Source organism: Streptomyces sp. NPDC092045 (genome assembly GCF_044756005.1).
Taxonomy (GTDB): Bacteria; Actinomycetota; Actinomycetes; order Streptomycetales; family Streptomycetaceae; genus Streptomyces.
Window position 1 is genome coordinate 113,846 of the sequence record NZ_JBIVSC010000011.1, and the last position, 22,242, is coordinate 136,087.

The 22,242-nt window shown below is 72.4% G+C and carries 18 protein-coding genes; 4 read left to right on the forward strand and 14 right to left on the reverse strand.

Features of this window, described 5'->3' with window-relative positions; all coding sequences use genetic code 11:
* Positions 1 to 7: 7 nt before the first annotated feature.
* Genes tal through pgl form a run of 4 tightly spaced genes read left to right on the forward strand, consistent with a single transcriptional unit; the run spans position 8 to position 4,524 of the window.
* A complete protein-coding gene (gene tal, locus ACIQKA_RS23790; RefSeq protein ID WP_383432056.1) occupies positions 8 to 1,126 on the forward strand; it encodes a transaldolase in 1,119 nt (372 codons plus the stop codon).
* Between the two features lie 4 nt (positions 1,127 to 1,130).
* Positions 1,131 to 2,663, forward strand: coding sequence for a glucose-6-phosphate dehydrogenase (zwf, locus tag ACIQKA_RS23795; RefSeq protein WP_383148990.1), 1,533 nt, complete (start codon positions 1,131 to 1,133; stop codon positions 2,661 to 2,663).
* Positions 2,660 to 3,745, forward strand: coding sequence for a glucose-6-phosphate dehydrogenase assembly protein OpcA (gene opcA, locus ACIQKA_RS23800; protein WP_383148991.1), 1,086 nt, complete (start codon positions 2,660 to 2,662; stop codon positions 3,743 to 3,745). The genes zwf and opcA overlap by 4 nt, the downstream gene beginning before the upstream one ends.
* Positions 3,742 to 4,524 carry a 6-phosphogluconolactonase gene (pgl, locus tag ACIQKA_RS23805; protein WP_402542332.1) on the forward strand — a complete coding sequence of 261 codons (783 nt, stop codon included), beginning with the start codon at positions 3,742 to 3,744 and terminating at the stop codon, positions 4,522 to 4,524. The genes opcA and pgl overlap by 4 nt, the downstream gene beginning before the upstream one ends.
* Positions 4,525 to 4,556: 32 nt before the next feature.
* On the opposite strand, the gene ACIQKA_RS23810 is transcribed toward pgl, so the two are convergent.
* From ACIQKA_RS23810 to uvrC, 14 genes are all read right to left on the reverse strand, one after another.
* Positions 4,557 to 6,086, reverse strand: coding sequence for a PH domain-containing protein (locus tag ACIQKA_RS23810; protein ID WP_402542333.1), 1,530 nt, complete (start codon positions 6,084 to 6,086; stop codon positions 4,557 to 4,559).
* Between the two features lie 140 nt (positions 6,087 to 6,226).
* Positions 6,227 to 6,727 (reverse strand): PH domain-containing protein, encoded by a 501-nt coding sequence (locus ACIQKA_RS23815; protein WP_383148996.1) that lies wholly within the window; start codon positions 6,725 to 6,727, stop codon positions 6,227 to 6,229.
* A 4-nt stretch (positions 6,728 to 6,731) separates the two neighbouring features.
* A complete protein-coding gene (gene pgi, locus ACIQKA_RS23820) occupies positions 6,732 to 8,393 on the reverse strand; it encodes a glucose-6-phosphate isomerase (protein WP_383148998.1) in 1,662 nt (553 codons plus the stop codon).
* 45 nt (positions 8,394 to 8,438) lie between these two features.
* On the reverse strand, positions 8,439 to 9,653 hold the full coding sequence (locus ACIQKA_RS23825; RefSeq protein WP_402542335.1) for an MFS transporter: 1,215 nt from the start codon (positions 9,651 to 9,653) through the stop codon (positions 8,439 to 8,441).
* 213 nt (positions 9,654 to 9,866) lie between these two features.
* Complete coding sequence (locus ACIQKA_RS23830; protein ID WP_003976875.1) at positions 9,867 to 10,202, reverse strand: RNA polymerase-binding protein RbpA; 336 nt, start codon at positions 10,200 to 10,202, stop codon at positions 9,867 to 9,869.
* 77 nt (positions 10,203 to 10,279) lie between these two features.
* On the reverse strand, positions 10,280 to 10,510 hold the full coding sequence (gene secG / locus ACIQKA_RS23835) for a preprotein translocase subunit SecG (RefSeq protein WP_309055488.1): 231 nt from the start codon (positions 10,508 to 10,510) through the stop codon (positions 10,280 to 10,282).
* Positions 10,511 to 10,607: 97 nt separating this feature from the next.
* Positions 10,608 to 11,384 (reverse strand): triose-phosphate isomerase, encoded by a 777-nt coding sequence (tpiA, locus tag ACIQKA_RS23840; RefSeq protein ID WP_383149002.1) that lies wholly within the window; start codon positions 11,382 to 11,384, stop codon positions 10,608 to 10,610.
* Positions 11,385 to 11,391: 7 nt separating this feature from the next.
* A complete protein-coding gene (locus ACIQKA_RS23845; protein WP_383149004.1) occupies positions 11,392 to 12,603 on the reverse strand; it encodes a phosphoglycerate kinase in 1,212 nt (403 codons plus the stop codon).
* Positions 12,604 to 12,709: 106 nt separating this feature from the next.
* Positions 12,710 to 13,720, reverse strand: a complete 1,011-nt coding sequence (gap, locus tag ACIQKA_RS23850; RefSeq protein ID WP_402542336.1) for a type I glyceraldehyde-3-phosphate dehydrogenase — start codon at positions 13,718 to 13,720, stop codon at positions 12,710 to 12,712.
* 239 nt (positions 13,721 to 13,959) lie between these two features.
* Positions 13,960 to 16,908 (reverse strand): M14 family zinc carboxypeptidase, encoded by a 2,949-nt coding sequence (locus tag ACIQKA_RS23855; RefSeq protein WP_402542338.1) that lies wholly within the window; start codon positions 16,906 to 16,908, stop codon positions 13,960 to 13,962.
* 274 nt (positions 16,909 to 17,182) lie between these two features.
* Positions 17,183 to 18,172, reverse strand: a complete 990-nt coding sequence (gene whiA, locus ACIQKA_RS23860) for a DNA-binding protein WhiA (RefSeq protein ID WP_366376718.1) — start codon at positions 18,170 to 18,172, stop codon at positions 17,183 to 17,185.
* Entirely contained in the window at positions 18,163 to 19,188 is a 1,026-nt protein-coding gene (yvcK, locus tag ACIQKA_RS23865) for a uridine diphosphate-N-acetylglucosamine-binding protein YvcK (protein WP_383149010.1), read from the reverse strand. Before yvcK ends, whiA begins: the two co-directional genes overlap by 10 nt.
* Complete coding sequence (gene rapZ / locus ACIQKA_RS23870) at positions 19,185 to 20,093, reverse strand: RNase adapter RapZ (RefSeq protein ID WP_383149012.1); 909 nt, start codon at positions 20,091 to 20,093, stop codon at positions 19,185 to 19,187. The genes yvcK and rapZ overlap by 4 nt, the downstream gene beginning before the upstream one ends.
* Entirely contained in the window at positions 20,090 to 22,195 is a 2,106-nt protein-coding gene (gene uvrC, locus ACIQKA_RS23875; RefSeq protein ID WP_383432044.1) for an excinuclease ABC subunit UvrC, read from the reverse strand. Before uvrC ends, rapZ begins: the two co-directional genes overlap by 4 nt.
* Between the last annotated feature and the right edge of the window lie 47 nt (positions 22,196 to 22,242).

Here is a 22,242-nt window from a genome sequence, read left to right on the forward strand (position 1 = left end):
AACTCTCATGACAGACGCACTCAAGCGCCTCTCCGACGAAGGCGTCGCGATCTGGCTGGACGACCTCTCGCGCCAGCGGATCACCTCCGGCAACCTGGCGGAGCTGATCGACCAGAACCACGTGGTCGGGGTCACCACCAACCCGTCGATCTTCCAGAAGGCGATCTCCGAGGGCCACGGCTACGACCAGCAGGTCTCCGACCTCGCCGCCCGCCGGGTGACGGTCGAGGAGGCGATCCGGATGATCACGACGGCGGACGTCCGCGACGCCGCCGACATCCTGCGTCCCGTCTTCGACGCGACCGACGGCCAGGACGGCCGGGTCTCCATCGAGGTCGACCCCCGCCTGGCGCACGACACCAAGGCGACGGTCGCCGAGGCCAAGCAGCTCGCCTGGCTGGTGGACCGGCCCAACGCGCTGATCAAGATCCCGGCCACCGAGGCGGGTCTGCCGGCGATCACCGAGGTCATCGGCCTCGGCATCAGCGTCAACGTGACGCTGATCTTCTCCCTGGAGCGCTACCGCCTGGTCATGGACGCCTACCTGGCGGGTCTGGAGAAGGCCCGCGAGCGCGGCCTGGACCTCTCCACGATCCACTCGGTGGCCTCCTTCTTCGTCTCCCGCGTGGACACGGAGATCGACAAGCGCCTGGACGGCATCGGCACCGACGAGGCCAGGGCGCTCAAGGGCAAGTCCGCCCTCGCCAACGCCCGTCTGGCCTACGAGGCGTACGAGGAGGTCTTCTCCGGCGAGCGCTGGGAGGCCCTCGACAAGGCGCACGCCAACAAGCAGCGCCCGCTCTGGGCCTCGACCGGCGTGAAGGACCCGGCGTACAAGGACACCCTGTACGTGGTGGACCTGGTCGCCCCCGGCACGGTCAACACCATGCCCGAGGCCACCCTGGAGGCCACCGCCGACCACGGCGAGGTCACCGGCGACACCATCCGGGGCACGTACGACGACTCCCGCGCGGTCCTGGAGGCCGTCGCGAAGCTGGGCATCGGCTACGACGAGGTCGTCCAGCTCCTGGAGGACGAGGGCGTCGAGAAGTTCGAGGCGTCCTGGAACGACCTGCTCAAGTCCACCGAGGCGGAGCTGAAGCGCCTCGCACCTTCGGAGGCGTAACACCTTGAGCGCAGCACACGGAGCCAACCCGCTCCGTGACGCCGCAGACCGACGGCTCCCGCGCATCGCGGGGCCGTCGGGTCTGGTGATCTTCGGCGTCACGGGCGATTTGTCCCGAAAGAAGCTGATGCCCGCCGTCTACGACCTGGCCAACCGCGGCCTGCTGCCGCCGGGCTTCTCGCTCGTCGGCTTCGCCCGGCGCGAGTGGCAGGACGAGGACTTCGCGCAGGAGGTCTACGAGGCCGTCAAGCAGCACGCGCGCACCCCCTTCCGCGAGGAGGTGTGGCAGCAGCTCATCCAGGGCATGCGGTTCGTCCAGGGCGACTTCGACGACGACGAGGCCTTCGAGCAGCTGAAGACCACCGTCGAGGAGCTCGACAAGGCCCAGGGCACCGGCGGCAACTTCGCCTTCTACCTGTCGGTCCCGCCGAAGTTCTTCCCCAAGGTCGTCCAGCAGCTCAAGAAGCACGGGCTCGCCGACCAGAAGGACGGGTCCTGGCGCCGCGCGGTCATCGAGAAGCCCTTCGGGCACGACCTGGTCTCCGCCAAGGAGCTCAACGAGGTCGTCCACGAGGTCTTCCCGCCGCACGAGGTCTTCCGGATCGACCACTACCTCGGCAAGGAGACCGTCCAGAACATCCTGGCGCTCCGCTTCGCCAACACCCTCTTCGAGCCGATCTGGAACCGGTCGTACGTCGACCACGTGCAGATCACCATGGCCGAGGACATCGGCATCGGCGGCCGCGCCGGCTACTACGACGGCATCGGCGCCGCCCGTGACGTCATCCAGAACCACCTGCTCCAGCTGCTCGCGCTGACCGCGATGGAGGAGCCCGCCTCCTTCGACGCCGACGCGCTGGCCGCCGAGAAGACCAAGGTCCTCGGCGCGGTGAAGGTCCCCAAGGACCTGGGCGCCTCCACGGTCCGCGGCCAGTACGCGGCCGGGTGGCAGGGCGGCGAGAAGGCCGTCGGCTACCTCCAGGAGGACGGCATCGACCCGCGGTCGAAGACCGACACCTACGCGGCCGTCAAGCTGGAGATCGACAACCGCCGCTGGGCGGGCGTCCCCTTCTACCTGCGCACCGGCAAGCGCCTGGGCCGCCGCGTCACCGAGATCGCGGTCGTCTTCCAGCGCGCCCCGCACTCCCCCTTCGACCACACCGCGACCGAGGAGCTCGGCCGCAACGCCATCGTCATCCGGGTGCAGCCGGACGAGGGCGTGACGGTGCGGTTCGGCTCCAAGGTGCCCGGCACCCAGATGGAGATCCGGGACGTGTCGATGGACTTCGCCTACGGCGAGTCCTTCACCGAGTCCAGCCCGGAGGCGTACGAGCGGCTCATCCTCGACGTCCTGCTCGGCGACTCGAACCTCTTCCCGCGCGTGGAGGAGGTCGAGCTGTCCTGGAAGATCCTCGACCCGATCGAGAGGTTCTGGGACGAGCACGGCAAGCCCGCGCAGTACCAGTCCGGGACCTGGGGTCCGGTCGAGGCGGACGAGATGCTCGCACGAGACGGCAGGAGCTGGCGCCGGCCATGAAGACCGACCTGACGGACACCACGTCCTCCAAGATCAACAAGGCGCTGGTGCTCGGGCGGCGGGCCATCGGCGCACCGGCCGTCGGCATGGTGCTCACCCTCGTCATCGTCACCGACGAGGAGAACGCCTACGACGCGCTGAAGGCGGCCAACGAGGCGTCCCGCGAGCACCCCTCGCGGACCCTCGTCGTCATCAAGAGGGTCTCGCGCTCGCCGCGGGACCGCGCCAAGGCGCGGCTCGACGCCGAGGTCCGCCTCGGCGCCGACGCCAGCGCCGGCGAAACGGTGGTGCTCCGGCTGTACGGCGAGGTCGTCGACCACGCCCAGTCGGTGGTGCTGCCGCTGCTGCTCCCCGACGCCCCGGTCGTCGTCTGGTGGCCGGTGGACGCGCCGACCGACCCGGCGAAGGACCCGCTGGGCGCGCTCGCCCAGCGCCGGGTGACCGACACGTACGCCTCCGCGCAGCCCATCGAGGAGCTGACGGCGCGGGCGGAGACCTACACCCCGGGCGACACGGACCTGTCCTGGACCCGGATCACCCCGTGGCGTTCGATGCTGGCCGCCGCGCTCGACCAGGTCGTGTGCGAGGTCTCGGCCGCCGAGGTGGAGGGCGAGGAGTTCAACCCGAGCGTGGAACTGCTCGCGATGTGGGTGGCGGACCGGCTGAAGGTGCCGGTGCGGCGCTCGAAGTCGGCGGGGCCCGGCCTCACCTCCGTACGCCTGGAGACCGACTGCGGGCCGATCGTGCTCGACCGGCCGGACGGGTCGCTCGCCACGCTCTCCATCGAGGGACAGCCGGACCGCGGGGTGGCGCTCAAGCGCCGCGACACGGCCGAGCTGATCGCGGAGGAGCTGCGCCGGCTCGACCCGGACGACACCTACGCGGCGGCGCTGAAGTTCGGCGTCGGGCGGCTCGACGAGCGGGCGGCGGTCACCGCGCCCGAGCCCGAGGAGGAGGCCGGGGCCCCGGCGGTCGAAGCCGTCGCGGAGACCGCTCCCGACGCCTCCCCCGCCGAGGAGGAGGCCGCTCCCGCCGCCAAGCCCGCGGCGAAGAAGGCCCCGGCCAGGAAGGCGGCCAAGTGAGCGCCCCGCAGCTCGTCGTCCACCGCGACAAGGAGCTGATGGCGCAGGCCGCCGCCGCCCGGCTGATCACCCGGATCGTGGACGCCCAGGCCTCCCGGGGCTCCGCCTCGGTGGTGCTGACCGGCGGACGCAACGGCAACGGGCTGCTCGCGGCGCTCGGTTCGGCGCCCGCGCGGGACGCGGTCGACTGGTCGCGGCTCGACCTGTGGTGGGGCGACGAGCGCTACCTGCCCGACGGGGACCCGGAGCGGAACGACACCCAGGCCCGCGAGGCGCTGCTCGACCGGGTGCCGCTGGACCCCGCGCGGGTGCACGCCATGCCCGCCTCGGACGGACCGTACGGCGACGACGTCGAGGCCGCCGCCGCAGCCTACGCGGAGGAGCTGGCCGCCGCGGCCGGTCCCGGCGGCCGAGGCGGCGTGCCGGGCTTCGACGTGCTGATGCTGGGCGTCGGCCCGGACACGCACGTGGCCTCGCTCTTCCCGGAGCTGCCCGCCGTGCGCGAGACCGAGCGGACGGTGGTCGGGGTGCGCGGCGCGCCGAAGCCGCCGCCGGTCCGGATCTCGCTGACGCTCCCGGCGATCCGGGCGGCCCAGGAGGTCTGGCTGCTCGCGGCCGGTGAGGACAAGGCGAAGGCGGCGGCGATCGCGCTGTCCGGCGCGGGCGAGGTGCAGGCCCCGGCGGCCGGCGCCCGCGGACGCGCGCGCACGCTGTGGCTGCTCGACTCGGCGGCGGCCTCGGAGCTGCCGCGGAGCCTGTGTCCGCCGGCCACGGCCTGATCCTTCCCGGCAGCGTCGGACGGAGGCCCGGTTCACCCCCCGGTGGACCGGGCCTCCGGCGTCTCCGGGGCGTCCGCGGGCTCCAGGAAGGGCGCGAGGAGGCCCGGTACGGCCTCGGCGGCGAAGCTCAGGCCCTGTCCCCGGCCGACGTCGAGGATCTCGTACGCGCCCGATCCGGCCGCCGTCGTGGCGGCCAGGGTGAGGAGACCGGCGCGGCGCTGGAAGTACGACTGCTTGACGGTCCAGCCGATGACGCCGGAGCGCTGGAGGGCGACCGTGGCCCGCCGGACCGTACCCGAACGGGTGACCAGATACGCCCCGCTGACGCCGTGTCCGAGGTTCCGGTGGGCGTCGAGGGCGAGGAGCAGGGCGAGCGGGGTGAGGACGACGGTCCAGCCGGCCGCCACGTACAGCAGGACCGGGGTGAGCAGGAGGCCGAGGACGGCGAGGAGCGCGGCGGGGGTCAGGGCGCCCCACAGGGCCCGGCGGATCCGCCGGTTCCGGGCGGCCCGGGGGTGGGCGGCGAGCGGCGCCCCGGTGGGGGGTTCGGGCTCGCGCAGGACCTGGGCGGCGACCCGGTCGGCGAACGGCCGGGGGACGGCCGGCACCAGGTTCTTGAGGTCGCCGTGCTTGTCCTCGTCCTTCTCGGCGAGGCCGGTGGCGACGGCGTCGACGCGGGCCGCGCCGAAGAGGCGCACGCCGAGCGGTTCGACGAGCTCGACGCCGCGCAGCCGCCGCTCCTCGATGGAGACCGAGCGGGCGGTGAGGAGGCCCCGGGTGACGCGCAGGGTGCCGCCGGGCTCGCGCTCAAGGCGGTAGTTCCACCACATCTCGATCCAGAGGCCGAGGGCGCCGACGGCCCCGGCGGCGAGGGCGACGAGCACCAGCCAGAGGATCGTCCAGGGGATCGCGACGGAGTCGAAGCGCTCCCCTATCCAGTCGATGACCTCGCCCTGGGCGCCGAACCACTCGCTGACCTGCATGACCGCTCCGGCGGCGGCGCCGCCGAGGGCGGGGGCGACGAAGGAGACGGGGGCGTAGCGGATCCAGCGCGGGTCGAGGGCGGCGAGGGCGCCGTCGTGGCGGGGGTCGCCGGATCCGGTGGCGCGGGTGAGGAGGGCGCGGCGGAGCCGCTCGCCCTCGGCGCGGGCGACCAGTTCGAGTGCGAGGGCGGCGTCGCCGCCGCTGTGCTCGCCGGTCCCGATGCGGACCTTGACCAGGCCGAGGACGCGCTGGAGGGGGTTGGCGGTGAGGTCGACGCTGCGGATGCGCTCGCGGGCCAGGGACCGGCGCTTGAGGTGGAGCAGTCCGGTGTGGAGGTCGACCCGCTCCGGGCCGACGCGGTAGCGGGTGCGGCGCAGGCGGACGGAGTCGGCGCCGGTGCCGCCGAGGACCAGGAGCAGGGCGCCGGCCAGGACCCAGGCGAGGGCCTGCCAGAGGGGCCGGGAGCCGGCGAGGCCGAGGGCGACGGGGAGCCCGGCGCCGCCGGCCACCCCGCACAGGACGGCGGCGGTGGCGAACAGGGTGCGCGGATCGAGCCGCCGCCACTCCGCCTCCGGCACGCCGGGACGGTGCGGCTCTTCCACAGCCCGTACGCCGGGCCGCCGCCGTTCCGCCTCCGGCGCGCCGGGACGGTGTTGTTCTCCTTCCGGCGCGCCGGGCCGTCGCCGCTCCTCCTGCGGTGCCTCGGGAGCCGGCTCGTTCACGTGGCGTCCCCGGGTGTGGCCTGGGTGACGGCGGTCAGCCGTTCGGCCAGGTCGGCGGCCAGTTCGTGGTCCAGCCCCGCGATCCGGATCGCGCCCTCGGAGGAGGCCGTGGTCACGGTGACGGTGGCGAGCCGGAAGTACTGCTCCAGGGGACCGCGCGAGGTGTCGACGGTCTGGATCCGGGACATCGGGGCGATCCGCCACTCCTGCCAGAGGGCCCCGGTGCGCACGTAGACGGCCTCGTCGGTGACCTCCCAGCGGTGCACCCGGAACCACCAGGCGGGGAGGAACGCGGTGCAGGCCAGGCCCACGGCCGCCACGGCGCCGGCCGTGACGAGCAGCCAGGACCTGGCGGGCCCGATCAGCGCGCCGAGGACGGCGAGGACCGCCACCGGTGCGGCGGTGGTCGCCAGGAGCTGGACCCGCCACCAGGTGGCGGCCCGCCCGTCCACGGCGTTCCTGGGCGGCCTCAGCCGCACCGCGTTCTCCCCCCGCACGCTTCTACCGTCCGCGCAGCGATCGGTAGGCGGCGACCAGGCCGGCGGTGGAGCTGTCGAGCTCCTCCGTGCCCTCCCCGGTCGTCAGGACCGGTTCGATCCGCTTGGCGAGGACCTTGCCGAGCTCGACGCCCCACTGGTCGAAGGAGTCGATGTTCCAGATCGCGCCCTGGACGAAGACCTTGTGCTCGTAGAGCGCGATCAGCTGTCCGAGGACGGACGGGGTGAGCGCGTCGGCGAGGATCGTGGTGGTGGGGTGGTCGCCCCGGAAGGTCTTGTGCGGGACGAGCTCCTCGGGGACGCCCTCGGCCCGTACCTCCTCGGGCGTCTTGCCGAAGGCCAGCGCCTGCGTCTGGGCGAAGAAGTTGGCCATGAGCAGGTCGTGCTGGGCGACGAGGCCGGGCTCCAGGTCGTCGACGGGCCGGGCGAAGCCGATGAAGTCGGCCGGGACCAGCTTGGTGCCCTGGTGGATCAGCTGGTAGTACGCGTGCTGGCCGTTGGTGCCGGGGGTGCCCCAGACCACGGGCCCGGTCTGCCAGTCGACCCGGTTCCCCTCGCGGTCCACCGACTTGCCGTTGGACTCCATGTCGAGCTGCTGGAGGTAGGCGGTGAACTTCGACAGGTAGTGGGAGTACGGCAGGACGGCGTGCGACTGGGCGTCGAAGAAGTTGCCGTACCAGACGCCGAGGAGGCCGAGGAGGAGCGGCGCGTTCTCCTCGGGCGGGGCGGTGCGGAAGTGCTCGTCGACGAGGTGGAAGCCGTCGAGCATCTCGCGGAAGCGCTCCGGGCCGACGGCGATCATCAGGGAGAGGCCGATGGCGGAGTCGTAGGAGTAGCGGCCGCCGACCCAGTCCCAGAACTCGAACATGTTGGTGGTGTCGATGCCGAACTCCTCGACCTTCTCGGCGTTGGTCGAGAGGGCGACGAAGTGCTTGGCCACGGCCTCCTGGCCGGCGCCGAGGCCGGCGAGGAGCCAGTCGCGGGCGGAGGTGGCGTTGGTGATGGTCTCGATGGTGGTGAAGGTCTTCGACGCCACGACGAACAGCGTCTCGGCGGGGTCGAGGTCGTGGACGGCCTCGTGGAGGTCGGCGCCGTCGACGTTGGAGACGAAACGGAGCGTCAGGTCCCGCCGGGTGTAGGCGCGCAGGACTTCATGAGCCATGGCGGGGCCGAGGTCGGAGCCGCCGATGCCGATGTTCACGACGTTCTTGACCGGCTTGCCGGTGTGGCCGGTCCACTCGCCCGCGCGGACCTCGTCGGCGAAGGCGCCCATCCGGTCGAGGACGGCGTGGACGCCGGGGACGACGTTCTCCCCGTCGACCTCGATCACGGCGTCGCGGGGGGCGCGCAGTGCGGTGTGGAGGACCGCCCGGTCCTCGGTGGTGTTGATCTTCTCGCCGCGGAACATGGCGTCGCGCAGCTCGGCCACGCCGGTGGCGGCGGCCAGTTCCCGCAGCAGCGTCAGCGTCTCGCCGGTGACGAGGTGCTTGGAGTAGTCCAGGTAGAGGTCACCGACCCTCAGGGTGAGGTCGGTGCCGCGCGTCGGGTCGGCGGCGAACAACTCGCGCAGATGGGGTTCGCCCAGCTGCTCGCGGTGCTTGCCGAGGGCCGCCCACTCGGGCAGCCGGTTGAGCCTCGTACGTCCTTCGCCAGTCATCTCGGACATCGCCCTCTTCTTCTTCGTGCGTTTCTGCCCCGCTGCCCCTCCAACCTAATTGATCAGGGGGGCCAGTGACGCGACGGCGAGCGCGAACAGTGCCGCAGCGGCGAGGACGGGCGCGTGCGGCCCCCAGCCGGCGGCCGCCGCGCCGCCGAGGAGGGCGCCCAGGGGCGTGCCCGCGACGGCGAGGGTGCGGAAGGCCGCGGCGATGCGGCCGAGCATGCCGTCGGGGGACCTCTCCTGCACGAGGGTGGTCTGCTGGACGTTCCACACCGTCCCCATGAAGCCGAACACCGCCATGGCCCCGACGGACGCCCCGAGGAGCGGCACCGTCCCCATCAGGACCAGACAGCCGGTCTGGACGGTCCCGGCGAGGAGCACCGCGCGGGTCCGCCCGGTCCGCTCGGCGATCCGGCGGGCGAGGAACCCGCCCGCGACGCCGCCGGCCGCGTAGGCGGTGATCGTGGCCGCGTATCCGCCGGGGCCGGTGCGCAGGCCGTCGGTGACGTGGACGACGAGGGTGGCGATGAGGGCGCCCATGCCGACGTTGCAGAGGGTGGTGGCGGCGCAGAGCCACCGCAGGATCCGGTCGGCGCGCAGGGCGGCGATCCCCTCGGCCGTCTCGGCGCGGAGGGTGGATCCGGCCGGGCGGGGCGGCCGTTCCGGCGCCCCGGTCCGCAGCGAGGCGATGAGGAGCGCGGCCAGGACGTAGGTGGCGGCGTCGGCCGCGTACGGCACGGCGGGGCCGGCAAGGAGCAGGGCGGGCACCAGGGGCGCGGCGAGCAGGCCTCCCGCGAACTGCTGACCGGTCGTCAGGCGCGCGTTGGCCGCGGCCAGGGCTCCGGTGGGGACGACGGCGGGGAGCAGGGCGGTGGCGGCGTTGTCGAAGAGGGTCTGCAGGGTGGTGAGGGCGAAGGCGAGGACGAGCAGCAGGACGATGCCGGCCTGTCCGAGCGCGACGGCGACGGCGAAGCCGCCCATGAGCGCGGCGCGGGCGAGGTCGACGGCCCACATGGCGCGCCGCTGGTCGACGCGGTCGGCGACGGCTCCGCCGAGGAGGCCGAAGAGCAGCCAGGGCAGGAAGCCGCAGGCGGTGACGGAGGCGATGAGCAGGGGGTCGTCGGTGAGGGAGGCGGCGAGGAGCGGGAGCGCGGCGGTGCGCAGGGAGTCGCCGAAGCGGGAGACCACGGCGGCCGCCCACAGGCGCCCGAAGCCGCCGCGCCAGGCGGGCGCTGCTCCGCCGCCCACTGCCGCCGTCGCCGCCATGCCGCCCCCTCGGTCCGCCGCCTCCCCGTCCGACCGACGGTAGGGGGTGCCACTGACAACGGCGTCCGGGACGGGGGACGGGCACGGACGGGCAGGTGAACGGGCCCGGTGGACAAAACGGCCGGACGGGCCCGGCGGACGGGACGGCGGACGGGCCCGGCCCGCGAATCGAGTTCGCGGGCCGGGCCCGTTCGTCACACCGTCACGCCGTGCTCAGATCTCGCCGCGGAGCTTGGCGAGGGCCTCGGCGAGGATCGCCTCGCCGTCCGCGTCGCTGCGCCGCTCGCGCACGTACGCGAGATGGGTCTTGTACGGCTCCGTGCGCGGCGGGTCCGGCGGGTTGTCCCGGTCCTGTCCGGCCGGGAAGCCGCAGCGCGGGCAGTCCCAGGTCTCCGGGACCTGTGCGTCGCTGGCAAAGCTCGGCTGTGTCTCGTGCCCGTTCGAGCACCAGAAGGAGATGCGGAGGCGCGGCGCCGACTCGCCCCGCTCGGCCTCGCCCATCGGCCCCGCTCCGACCCGGCTTCCCCGAATCGCGTTGCCACTTGCCACGGTCGTAACTCCCTGCGTGATGGTGCTCGAAGATGCCCCAGTCTACGTAAGGCCCAACGCGCGTCCAGTGATTGGAGTTACCCGTCCAACTTCATCAGCAGACCGAGCACCACAATGCAGGCGAACCAGAGCAGACCGACCACGATGGTGATGCGGTCCAGGTTGCGCTCGGCGACCGAGGAGCCGCCGACGGAGGACTGCATGCCGCCACCGAACATGTCGGAGAGGCCGCCACCCTTCCCCTTGTGCATCAGCACGAGCAGCATCAGCAGCGCGCTGAAGACGATCAGGGCGATCGAGAACCCCATAACCACGGCTGGACCAACTTCCTCGGACTTATACGGACGGGGGCCGGGCGCCTGCCCGACCCCCGCAAGGGTACGACGTAACTCCGCTACCGCATACTCACTGGTCGCGGAAGCGGACGATCTTGACGAACTCGTCGGCGTCCAGTGCCGCGCCGCCCACCAGGGCGCCGTCGACGTCCGGCTGGGCCATGATCGCGGCGACGTTCCCGGACTTCACCGAGCCGCCGTACTGGATGCGGACCTTGTCGGCCAGCTCCTGGGAGTACAGCTCGGCGAGGCGGCCGCGGATCGCCCCGCAGACCTCCTGGGCGTCCTCGGGGGTGGCGACCTCGCCGGTGCCGATGGCCCACACCGGCTCGTACGCGATCACGACGGTCTCGGCCTGCTCGGCCGGGACGTCCTTGAGGCCGCCGTCGAGCTGGGCGAGGGTGTGCTCGACCTGCCGGCCGGCCTTGCGGACGTCGAGGCCCTCGCCGACGCAGAGGATCGGGGTGATGCCGTGCTTGAAGGCGGCCTTCACCTTGGCGTTGCAGACCTCGTCGTCCTCGGCGTGGTACTGGCGGCGCTCGGAGTGGCCGACGGCCACGAAGGCGGCCTTGAGCTTGGCCAGCATCAGGCCGGAGATCTCGCCGGTGTAGGCGCCGGAGTCGTGCGCCGAGATGTCCTGGGCGCCGTACTTGATCTTGAGCTTGTCGCCGTCGACCAGGGTCTGGACGGACCGCAGGTCGGTGAAGGGGACCAGGACGGCGACCTCGACCGCGTCGTAGTCCTTGTCGGTGAGGGCGAAGGCGAGCTTCTGGACGTGGGCGATGGCCTCGAGGTGGTTGAGGTTCATCTTCCAGTTGCCCGCCATCAGCGGGGTGCGGGTGGTCATAAGGGGGTCAGTCCTCCAGTGCGGCGAGGCCGGGAAGCGTCTTGCCCTCGAGGTATTCGAGGGAGGCGCCGCCGCCGGTCGAGATGTGTCCGAACGCGTTCTCGTCGAAGCCCAGGATGCGGACCGCGGCGGCGGAGTCGCCGCCGCCGACCACGGTGAAGGCCGGGGAGTCGACGAGCGCCTGGGCGACGGCCCTGGTGCCCTCGGCGTAGTCGGGGTGCTCGAAGACGCCCATCGGCCCGTTCCAGAAGACGGTGGCCGCGTCGGCGAGCTTCGAGGCGTAGAGCTTGCGGGTCTCGGGGCCGATGTCGAGGCCCTCCTCGTCCGCCGGGATGGCGTCCGCGGCGACCGTGGTGGGGTTCGCGGGGGCCTTGGTCTTCAGGTCCGGGAACTCGGGCGCGACCAGGACGTCGACGGGGAGCACGAACTCCACGCCGCGCTCCTTCGCCCGTGCCAGGTACTCCTGGACCGCCGGGATCTGGTCCTCCTGGAGGAGCGAGGTGCCGACCTCGTGGCCCTGGGCCTTGAGGAAGGTGTACGCCATGCCGCCGCCGATGAGGATGCGGTCGGCCTTCTCCAGGAGGTGGTCGATCACGCCGAGCTTGTCGGAGACCTTGGCGCCGCCGAGGGCGACCGCGTACGGCCGCCGCACGTCGTCGGTCAGCTTCTTCAGGACGCCGACCTCGGTGGCGATGAGGTAGCCCGCGGCGTGCGGGAGGCGCGCCGGGAGGTCGTAGACCGAGGCGTGCTTGCGGTGCACGGCGCCGAAGCCGTCGCCGACGTAGAGGTCGGCGAGGGCGGCGAGGCGGTCCGCGAAGGCGCCCCGCTCGGCGTCGTCCTTGGAGGTCTCGCCCGCGTTGAAGCGGAGGTTCTCCAGGACGGCGACCCGGCCGTTCTCCAGGCCCGCGACGGTCTCCGTGGCGGAGTCGCCGACCGTGTCGGTCGCGAACGCCACGTCGGCGCCGAGCAGTTCGCCGAGGCGGGCGGCGGCCGGGGCGAGCGAGAACGCCGGGTCCGGGGCACCCTTGGGGCGGCCCAGGTGCGAGGCGACCACGACGCGGGCACCGGCTCCGGCGAGCGCCTCGACCGTGGGGACGACGGCGCGGATGCGTCCGTCGTCGGTGATGGTGGTGCCGTCGAGCGGCACGTTGAGGTCGGCGCGGACGAACACCCGCTTGCCTTCGACGCCCTCGTGGAGAAGCTCGTCGATCGTCTTCATCTGTTAACTGACTCCTTGGTACGCGGTGGAGCACACGAACAGGGCTCGCGCAGCGCGGCGTTGCGCTGCCCGAGCCCTGCTCACCATCGAAAGCCCGCCCTGAAGGTCAGAGCCGGCCGCCGACGAAGACGGTGAGGTCGACGAGACGGTTGGAGTAGCCCCACTCGTTGTCGTACCAGCCGAGGATCTTGACCGAGTTGCCGTCCTGGACCATGGTCAGGGAGGCGTCGAAGGTGCAGGACGCCGGGTCGCCCACGATGTCGGAGGAGACGATCGGGTCCTCGGTGTAGAAGAGGAAGCCCTTGAGGTCGCCGTCGTCGGCGGCCTTCTTGAACGCGGCATTGACCTCGTCCCTGGTGACCTCGCGGTCCAGGGTGACGACCAGGTCGGTGGCGGAGCCGGTCGGGACCGGGACGCGCATGGCGATGCCGTCGAGCTTGCCCTTGAGCTGCGGGAGGACCAGGGCGGTGGCCTTGGCGGCACCGGTCGTGGTCGGGATGATGTTCTCCGCGGCGGCGCGGGCGCGGCGCAGGTCCTTGTGCGGGAAGTCCAGGATCCGCTGGTCGTTGGTGTACGCGTGGACCGTGGTCATCAGGCCCTTGACGATGCCGAAGTTCTCGTCGAGGACCTTCGCCATCGGCGCCACGCAGTTGGTGGTGCAGGAGGCGTTCGAGATGACGTGGTGCTGCGCGGGGTCGTACTTGTCCTGGTTGACGCCCATCACGATGGTGATGTCCTCGTCCTTGGCCGGAGCCGAGATGAGGACCTTCTTGGCGCCGCCCGCGAGGTGCTTCTCGGCGTCGGCCTTCTTGGTGAAGATGCCGGTCGACTCGATGACGATGTCGACGCCGAGCTCGCCCCAGGGGAGGTCGGCCGGGTCGCGCTCGGACAGCACCTTGATGGTGTGGCCGTCGACGGTGATGGTGTCCTCGGTGTGGGTGACCTCGGCCTTGAGGCGTCCCAGGATGGTGTCGTACTTCAGCAGGTGGGCCGTGGTCGCGGTGTCACCCAGGTCGTTGACAGCCACGATCTCGATGTCGGCACCCTGCTCAAGGAGCGCGCGGAAGTAGTTCCGGCCGATGCGGCCAAAGCCGTTGATGCCTACGCGGATCGTCACGAACCGATCTCCTCGTTAGGTACGCCGGTGTGTTCGACGCCGGCGAGATTTTTGTTTTTGGGATGTCCCCGACCGCTTACGACCCTACCTCCCCATGGCCGCCGGAGTGACATCGAGCGCATCCGTGCGAGCCCGGAACGTGAGGGAAAACGGCCGGCGGCCCGCACCTACCGACGGGTAAGGGCCGCCTTGGGACGTTTTTCCCCACTACTCTCCGTCAAACGGACGGGATGCTCCCCTCAGCGGTGGAGGGCCTTGAGGGCGCGGCCCAGGAGCCGGGCCCGCTCCGCCGTGCCGGGCACGTGCTCCAGGCCGAAGCCGAGGAGGACGGTGTCCCGGGTGGTGACCGCCGCCCACGAGTGGAAGAGCGCGCCGGAGCGCGTCCAGTCCGAGCCGTTGCCGGGGCTGCCGGCCGGGGCGCCGGGCGTGGACCAGGCGCCGAGGGAGGTCTCGAAGCCCTCGGCCTCGGTGGTGGTCCCGGTGACGAGCCGGACGTCGTCGACGAAGGCGCCCGTCTCGCCCGTGCCGGGGTCGGAGACGTACGAGAGGGAGAGCTCGACCTTCCTGCCCGCCCAGGCGCTCAGGTCGACGGAGGCCTGCCGCCAGCCGTTGGAGGGGCCGGTGAAGGCGTTCCAGGAGCCGGTGGTCCCGGTGGCGGCGCAGCCGTCCTCGCCGACGGTGAGGTAGTGGGCGAGGAAGGGGTGGCCGCGGACGTAGTAGCCCTCGCCGCAGTCGGCCGGGGGCTCGGCGGAGGTGCCGCCGTTGGTGTCGGGCAGGGTGGTCCAGTCGTCCTGTCCGGCGGTGTGGGCCTCGACGACGAGGTTGTCGTAGCCGGGCTCGGTGTCGTGGCTGACCTGGAAGTCCAGGCGGGGCTTCGCGCCCGCCGGGACGCCGGTGAGGTCGACGGTCCTGGCGAGCCGGGCCCAGGTGTCGTCGGCGTGCTTCACCGCGGCGAAGGTCGTGCCCTCGGCGGGTTCGAAGGGGGTGCGGACGCCCGGGTAGTCGCCGGCGGAGGCGCTGCTCGCGAACTGCGGGAAGTCCTTCGGCCTCAGGGTGTCGGAGGTGACGGTGTACGCGCCCGCGTCGTCCAGCGGGTTCCCGGCGGCGGCGCCGAGGGCCGCCCGCGCGCCTCCGAAGGCGCCCGTGCCGGCGAAGGCGGACGGGCCCTTGAGCCCGGCGCGGCGGTAGGCGCCGAGGTAGTACTGGGCGAAGTCGTTGGTCTCGGCGGGGCCGACCCGGGTGAGTCCGCCGGACTTCTCGCCCGCGTTGACCAGCTTGCCGCCCTCGTTGAGGTAGGAGCGGACGGCGAGTTCCGCGGCCCCGGAGGGGCGTTCGGCGCCGGTGTACCAGACGACGGCGTCGAAGTGGGAGAGGACGCCGAGGGCGTCCGGGGCGCCCTGGACGGCGACGTCCCAGACGGCGGCCTTCCGTCCGCCGTCGGCGAGCGCCCTCACGTAGGCGGCGGTGTGCCGTCCGGCGGTGGTGCCGCCCTCGTCGGCGAGGACGAGGACGTCGCCGCGCGCCCGTTCGGCCACCCGGTAGGTGAAGGGGGCGGAGGCGGTGGCCCGGCCCTCGCGGGTGCGGGCGGTGAAGCGGACCTCGACGGAGTCGCCGGGCCGGGCGCCCCCGACCTCGGCGCGGTACTCGTCGAAGTAGAGGTTGTCCTCGCCGCCGTAGGTCTCGCCGCCCTTCCAGGCGCGGAGCTCCTCGCGGTGGACGCGGCCGCCGTTGATCCGGTATTCGAGCGTCTTGCCGCGCAGCGACCTGCGGGCGGTGACGGCGACCTCCTGCTCCCCGCCGCGGGCGTAGGAGGTGGCGAAGGCCTTCGGCGTGAAGTCGGGGGCGTCGGTGCCGACCGGGGAGACGGGCCGGTCCGGATGGGCGGAGGACTCGGCGACGGCGAGCGCGAAGGGCACGTTCTTGGCGAACTCGGCCCGGATCAGCTTCTCGTCGTCCGGGAAGGTGAAGACGGAGGCGCAGTCGGCCGGGTTCCAGGCGTCGTTCGGGTCGACCCGGGAGGCGGTGGCGCAGGTGGACATCTCCGGGGTGAACATCTGCGTGCCGTTGACGTTGGCGGCATGCCCGTCGGCCTCGCCGTTGGTGGTGTACAGCTCGGAGGAGACCTGCGGCCGGTAGCCGGGCACGGCGGAGTTCTCCGGGGTGCCCGCGAGGGCCTTGAGGGCCACGTCGTCGGGGGTGTCGGTGGCGACCTGCCAGCCGACGCCGTACAGCAGGAGCTGGGCGGCGGAGTGGTAGTTGATGCCGTACGCGAAGCCGATGCGCTTCTGGAAGGCGTCGATCGCCCTGGTCTCGGGCTCCGACATGGGGCCCTCGCCGCGGAAGGTCTCGTCGGCCGGGTCGGGGGACGAGCCCTCGTTGTCGTAGCCCCACTTGTAGGCGAAGTTGCGGTTGAGGTCGACGCCGTCGCCGGGGCCGGTCCGCCCGTCGCCGTCGTTGTCGCGGAGGTTCTTGCGCCACTGGCGGTTGGCGGGGTCGGCGTGGGTGTGGTCGTAGCCGTCCGGGTTGGCGGAGAGCACGAACCACAGTTCGGTGGTGTCGACGATCCGGGTGATCCGCTCGTCCTTGCCGTAGCCGTCGAGGTAGTGGTGCATCAGCCGCCGGGTCATCTCGGGGGTGATCCACTCGCGCGCGTGCTGGTTGGACATGTAGAGCGTGGCCGGCTTGGAGCCGTCCTCGCTCCGTCCGGCACCCTTGCTGATCTTGAGGGCGAGGATGTCCTGGCCCTTGAGGGTCTTGCCGATCGAGACGGCCTTGGTGAGCCCGGGGTGGGTCCGGGCGGTGTCCAGGATCTCCTGCTTGAGGCCGCCGGGGCCGCCGTACGGGCGGAAGACGCCGTCGCCGGCGGCGGCGACCCGCTTCTCGGCCCCGTCCGACAGGGCGTGCTCGGCGAGTTCGACGCCTTGGCCGCGGAGCTGTCCGGCCTGGGCGCCGGTGAGGAAGAGCTCGACCGTGGCGCTGCCCTTCGCGGGCACCCGCTCGGTCAGCTCGTGGGCGTCGGCGCCGGCTTCGAGGAGGAGCGGAACCTGCTCCCGGGTGACCTCGGCGTGCCATACGGAGAGGGCGTCGGCGTTCCGGTCGTCGGGCCGCGCTCCGGCGACGGGTGCGGCCGCCACTCCGGCGATCAGCAGTGAAGCCGCGGCGAGGATCGATCCCGCTCTGCGTCTCATGGGCTCCCCTTGGTGTCGTCCGTCTCGAAGGTGAACAGATCTCGCGGGTGGAGCAGGTCTCGCGGATGGAACGGGTCCGACCGGTGCAACGGGTCCCACTGGTGGAACGGGTCCCACTGGTGCAACGGGTCTCGCGGATGGACAGACGACAGACTCATGGGCGCCCCGGGGAGCGTCAAGGGTGCCTCCCGGCGCGTCGCGCACACCGGGAAAAGAAACTGCCGGTGCGTCAGGAACGCACCGGCAGTGAGGGGTCGACCGAAAAGGACCGGCGTCAGCCGACCAGGCTGTCGTCCAGCTCCTCGGTCAGGTTGGACTCGGTCCCGGGGATGCCCAGGTCCTGCGCCCGCTTGTCGGCCATGGCGAGCAGCCGGCGGATCCGGCCGGCCACCGCGTCCTTGGTCAGCGGCGGGTCGGCGAGCGCGCCCAGCTCCTCCAGGGAGGCCTGCTTGTGGTCCATCCGGAGCCGGCCGGCGGCGGCGAGGTGCTCGGGCACCTCCTCGCCGAGGATCTCCAGGGCGCGCTGCACCCGGGCCCCGGCGGCGACCGCGGCGCGGGCCGAGCGGCGCAGGTTGGCGTCGTCGAAGTTGGCCAGGCGGTTGGCGGTGGCGCGGACCTCGCGCCGCATCCGCCGCTCCTCCCAGGCCAGCACCGACTCGTGCGCGCCGAGCCGGGTCAGCAGGGCGCCGATCGCGTCGCCGTCACGGACGACGACCCGGTCCACGCCCCGCACCTCGCGGGCCTTCGCCGCGATGGAGAGCCGCCGCGCCGCGCCGACCAGGGCGAGGGCGGCCTCGGGGCCCGGGCAGGTCACCTCCAGGGAGGAGGAGCGGCCGGGCTCGGTCAGCGAGCCGTGCGCGAGGAAGGCCCCGCGCCAGGCGGCCTCCGCGTCACAGGTCGCGCCGGAGACCACCTGCGGGGGGAGGCCCCGGATGGGGCGGCCCCGGCCGTCCACCAGACCCGTCTGGCGGGCGAGCTGGTCGCCCCCGGCCACCACCCGCACCACGAAGCGCGAGCCGCGCCGCAGCCCGCCGGGGGCCATCACGATCAGTTCGGAGCTGTGTCCGAAGATCTCCAGGATGTCCCGCTTGAGGCGGCGGGCCGCCATCGCGGTGTCGAGCTCCGCCTCGATCACGATGCGGCCGCTCACCAGGTGCAGCCCGCCCGCGAACCGCAGGATCGACGAGACCTCTGCCTTCCTGCAGCAGGTCCGGGTGACGGGAAGCCGGGAGATCTCGTCCTTCACCGCTGCCGTCATCGCCATGGGCCGATCCTTCCATGCATCCGAAAAATACGGTCGTACGCGGCGGCCAGCAGCTCCGGGTCGTGCTTCGCGGAGCCGTCGGGCCGGGCCACCGGCGCCAGCTCGACCGCGGCGCCGAACCGCTTGGCGGCGTCGGCGAGGGAGTCGCGGTCGGGCACGGCGGCCTCGTCGGCCAGCACCACGTCCAGGGCGAGTTTAGGGGCGTGTCGGCCCAAAACCTCCAAATGACGCTGCGGGGAGAAGCCGTCGGTTTCTCCGGGCTGCGGCGCGAGGTTCAGGGAGAGCACCTTCCGGGCCTTGCTCACGACCAGTGCGTCGAGGAGGTCGGGGACCAGGAGGTGCGGGATCACCGAGGAGAACCAGGAGCCCGGGCCCAGGACGACCCAGTCGGCGTCCAGGACGGCGGCGACCGCCTCGGGGACGGCCGGCGGGTCGTTCGGCACGAGGTGCACGGACTGCACCTCGCCGGGGGTGAGCGCCACGGTCGCCTGGCCGCACACGGTGTCCACGTCGTCCGGCCGCTCCGGGTCGTGGCCCTTGACCAGGGCCTGGAGCTCCAGGGGCACGGCGGACATGGGCAGCACCCGGCCCTGGGCGCCGAGCAGCAGGCCGACCAGGTCCAGGGCCTGCACGGGGTCGCCGAGCTGCTCCCAGAGGGCGACGATCAGCAGGTTGCCGACGGCGTGCCCGTTGATCTCGCCCTTGGAGTGGAAGCGGTGCTGGATGACCCGGGCCCAGGTCTGGCCCCAGTCGTCGTCGCCGCAGAGCGCGGCGAGCGCCTTGCGCAGGTCGCCGGGGGGCAGCACGCCCAGTTCCTCCCGGAGCCGGCCGCTGGAGCCGCCGTCGTCGGCGACGGTGACGACGGCGGTGAGGTCGCCGGTGATCCGGCGGAGAGCGGCGAGGGAGGCCGAGAGGCCCATGCCCCCGCCCAGCGCGACGACCTTGGGCTGGGCGCCGCGTCTGCGGAGCGCGCGACGCACCGTGAGGGTGGAGGCACGCCGACGGTACGGCTTCACTCTCGCCCCATGTCCCGGTGCACGACGACGGTCTCGACCCCTTCGGAGGCGAGGCGGGCGGCCAGGCGCTCGGCGGTGGCCACCGAGCGGTGCTTGCCGCCCGTGCAGCCGACGGCGATCGTCACGTACCGCTTGCCCTCGCGGCGGTAGCCCGCGGCGATCAGCTGGAGGAGCTCGGTGTAGCGGTCCAGGAACTCCTTGGCGCCGGGCTGGTTGTAGACGTAGTTCGACACCTCCTCGTTGAGGCCGGTGAAGGGGCGCAGCTCGGGGACCCAGTGCGGGTTCGGCAGGAAGCGCATGTCCACGACGAGGTCGGCGTCGACGGGCAGGCCGTACTTGAAGCCGAAGGACATCACGGTGGCCCGCAGCTCGGGCTCCTCGTCGCCGGCGAACTGGGCGTCCATCTTGGCGCGCAGCTCGTGGACGTTGAGGCTGGAGGTGTCGATCACCAGGTCGGCGTCGCCGCGCAGCTCGCGCAGCAGGTCGCGCTCGGCGGCGATGCCGTCGGTGATGCGGCCGTCGCCCTGGAGCGGGTGGGGCCTGCGGACCGACTCGAAGCGCCGGACGAGGGCCTCGTCGGAGGACTCCAGGAAGACGATCCGGCGGGTGACCCGCTTGGCGTCCAGGTCGGCGAGGGACTCGCGCAGGTTGTCGAAGAACTGCCGGCCGCGGACGTCCACGACGACGGCGATCCGGGCGACGTTGCCCTGGGAGCGGGCGCCGAGCTCCACCATGGTGGGGATCAGCGCGGGCGGCAGGTTGTCCACGACGAACCAGCCGAGGTCCTCCAGACACTTCGCCGCGGTGGACCGGCCGGCCCCGGACATGCCGGAGATGATCACCAGCTCGGGAATGGCCGCCTCGGCGCCGCTGTCGCCGGGGATCTCCTTGGTGCCCGTACTCACGTGTCCTGCTCCGTCTTCTCGGTGGTGCTCGTCGTGCCGTGCGCGCGCGGCCGTGCCGTGACGTCCGCGTCGTCCTCCATGATCTCCCCTGTCGCCGTGTTCACGGCGGGGGCGGCCGGAGCCGCCTGTGCGGGAGCCGTGTCGTCCTCCATGATCTCGCCCGTCGCCGTGTTCACGGCGGGGGCGCCGGGAGCCGCCCCGGCCAGGGCCGCGACGACCGCCTCCGCGGTCTTCCGGCCCATGCCGGGGACCTCGCAGATCTGCTCGATTGTCGCCTGCCGGAGCCGCTTCACCGAGCCGAAATGCTTGATCAGGGTCTGCTTCCGGGTCTCCCCGAGGCCGGGGACGGCGTCGAGGGGCCCGGTCCTGATGCGTTTCGTCCGCTTGGACCGCTGGTAGCGGATGGCGAAGTCGTGAGCCGTGTCACGCACCCGCTGGAGAAGGTACAGGCCTTCGCTGGAGCGGGGCAGCACCACGGGGTCGTCGTCACCGGGCAGCCAGACCTCCTCCAGGCGCTTGGCGAGGCCGCAGACCGCGATGTCGTCGATGCCGAGCTCGTCGAGGGCGCGCCGCGCGGCGGCGACCTGGGGCTGTCCGCCGTCGACCACGACGAGCTGCGGCGGGTAGGCGAACCGCTTGGGCCGCCCGTCGTCCTCGGACTCCTCGGCCGGGACCTCGCCGTCCACCCACTCCCCCGTCCGCTCCTTCTCGGCGAGGTAGCGCTTGAAGCGGCGGCCGATCACCTCGTGCATGGAGCGGACGTCGTCCTGCCCCTCGAAGCCCTTGATCTGGAAGCGGCGGTACTCGCTCTTGCGGGGCAGTCCGTCCTCGAAGACGACCATGGAGGCGACGACGTCCTCGCCCTGGAGGTGCGAGACGTCGAAGCACTCGATGCGCAGCGGCGCCGAGTCCAGGTCCAGGGCCTCGGCGATCTCCTCCAGGGCCCGGGAGCGGGTGGTGAGGTCGCTGGCCCGCTTGGTCTTGTGGAGCACGAGCGCCTGCTGGGCGTTGCGCGCGACGGTCTCCATCAGGTCCTTCTTGTCGCCGCGCCGGGGCACCCGCAGCGAGACGAGGGAGCCGCGGCGGCCGGAGAGCCAGGCGGAGACGGCCTCGGCGTCCTCGGGGAGCGCGGGGACCAGGACCTCCTTGGGGACCGCCTCGCCGCTCTCCTCGCCGTACAGCTGCTGGAGGGCGTGCTCGACGAGCCCGGCGGTGTCGACGGCCTCGACCTTGTCGGTGACCCAGCCGCGCTGGCCGCGGACGCGTCCGCCGCGCACGTGGAAGATCTGGACGGCGGCCTCCAGCTCGTCCTCGGCGAGGGCGATCAGGTCGGCGTCGGTGGCGTCGGCGAGGACGACCGCGTTCTTCTCCATGGCCCGGCGCAGGGCCCCGATGTCGTCGCGGAGCCGGGCGGCCCTCTCGTACTCCATGTCCTCGGCCGCGATCGTCATCCGCTTCTCCAGACGGCGGATGTACGTGCCGGTGCGGCCGGCCATGAAGTCGCTGAAATCCTCGGCGAGTTCGCGGTGCTCCTCGGGGGTGACCCGGCCGACGCAGGGCGCCGAGCACTTGCCGATGTAGCCGAGGAGGCAGGGCCGGCCGGCCGAGGCGGCGTTCCGGAAGACGCCCGCCGAGCAGGTGCGGACGGGGAAGACCCGCAGCATGAGGTCGACGGTCTCGCGGATCGCCCACGCGTGCGCGTACGGCCCGAAGTAGCGCACGCCCTTCTTCTTCTGGCCGCGCATGACCTGGACGCGGGGGAACTCCTCGTTCATGGTCACGGCGAGGTACGGGTAGCTCTTGTCGTCCCGGTACTTGACGTTGAACCGGGGGTCGAACTCCTTGATCCAGGAGTACTCCAGCTGGAGCGCCTCGACCTCGGTGGAGACCACGGTCCACTCGACGGAGGCGGCCGTGGTCACCATGGTGGCCGTGCGCGGGTGCAGGCTCGTGAGCGGCTGGAAGTAGTTGGCGAGGCGCTGGCGCAGGGACTTCGCCTTGCCCACGTAGATCACCCGGCGGTGCTCGTCGCGGAACTTGTAGACCCCCGGGGAGTCGGGGATCTGACCCGGCTTGGGGCGGTAGCTGGAGGGGTCTGCCATGGTCCCCACCCTACTGGCGGGGACCGACACTCCGGCCGGGCGCGCGG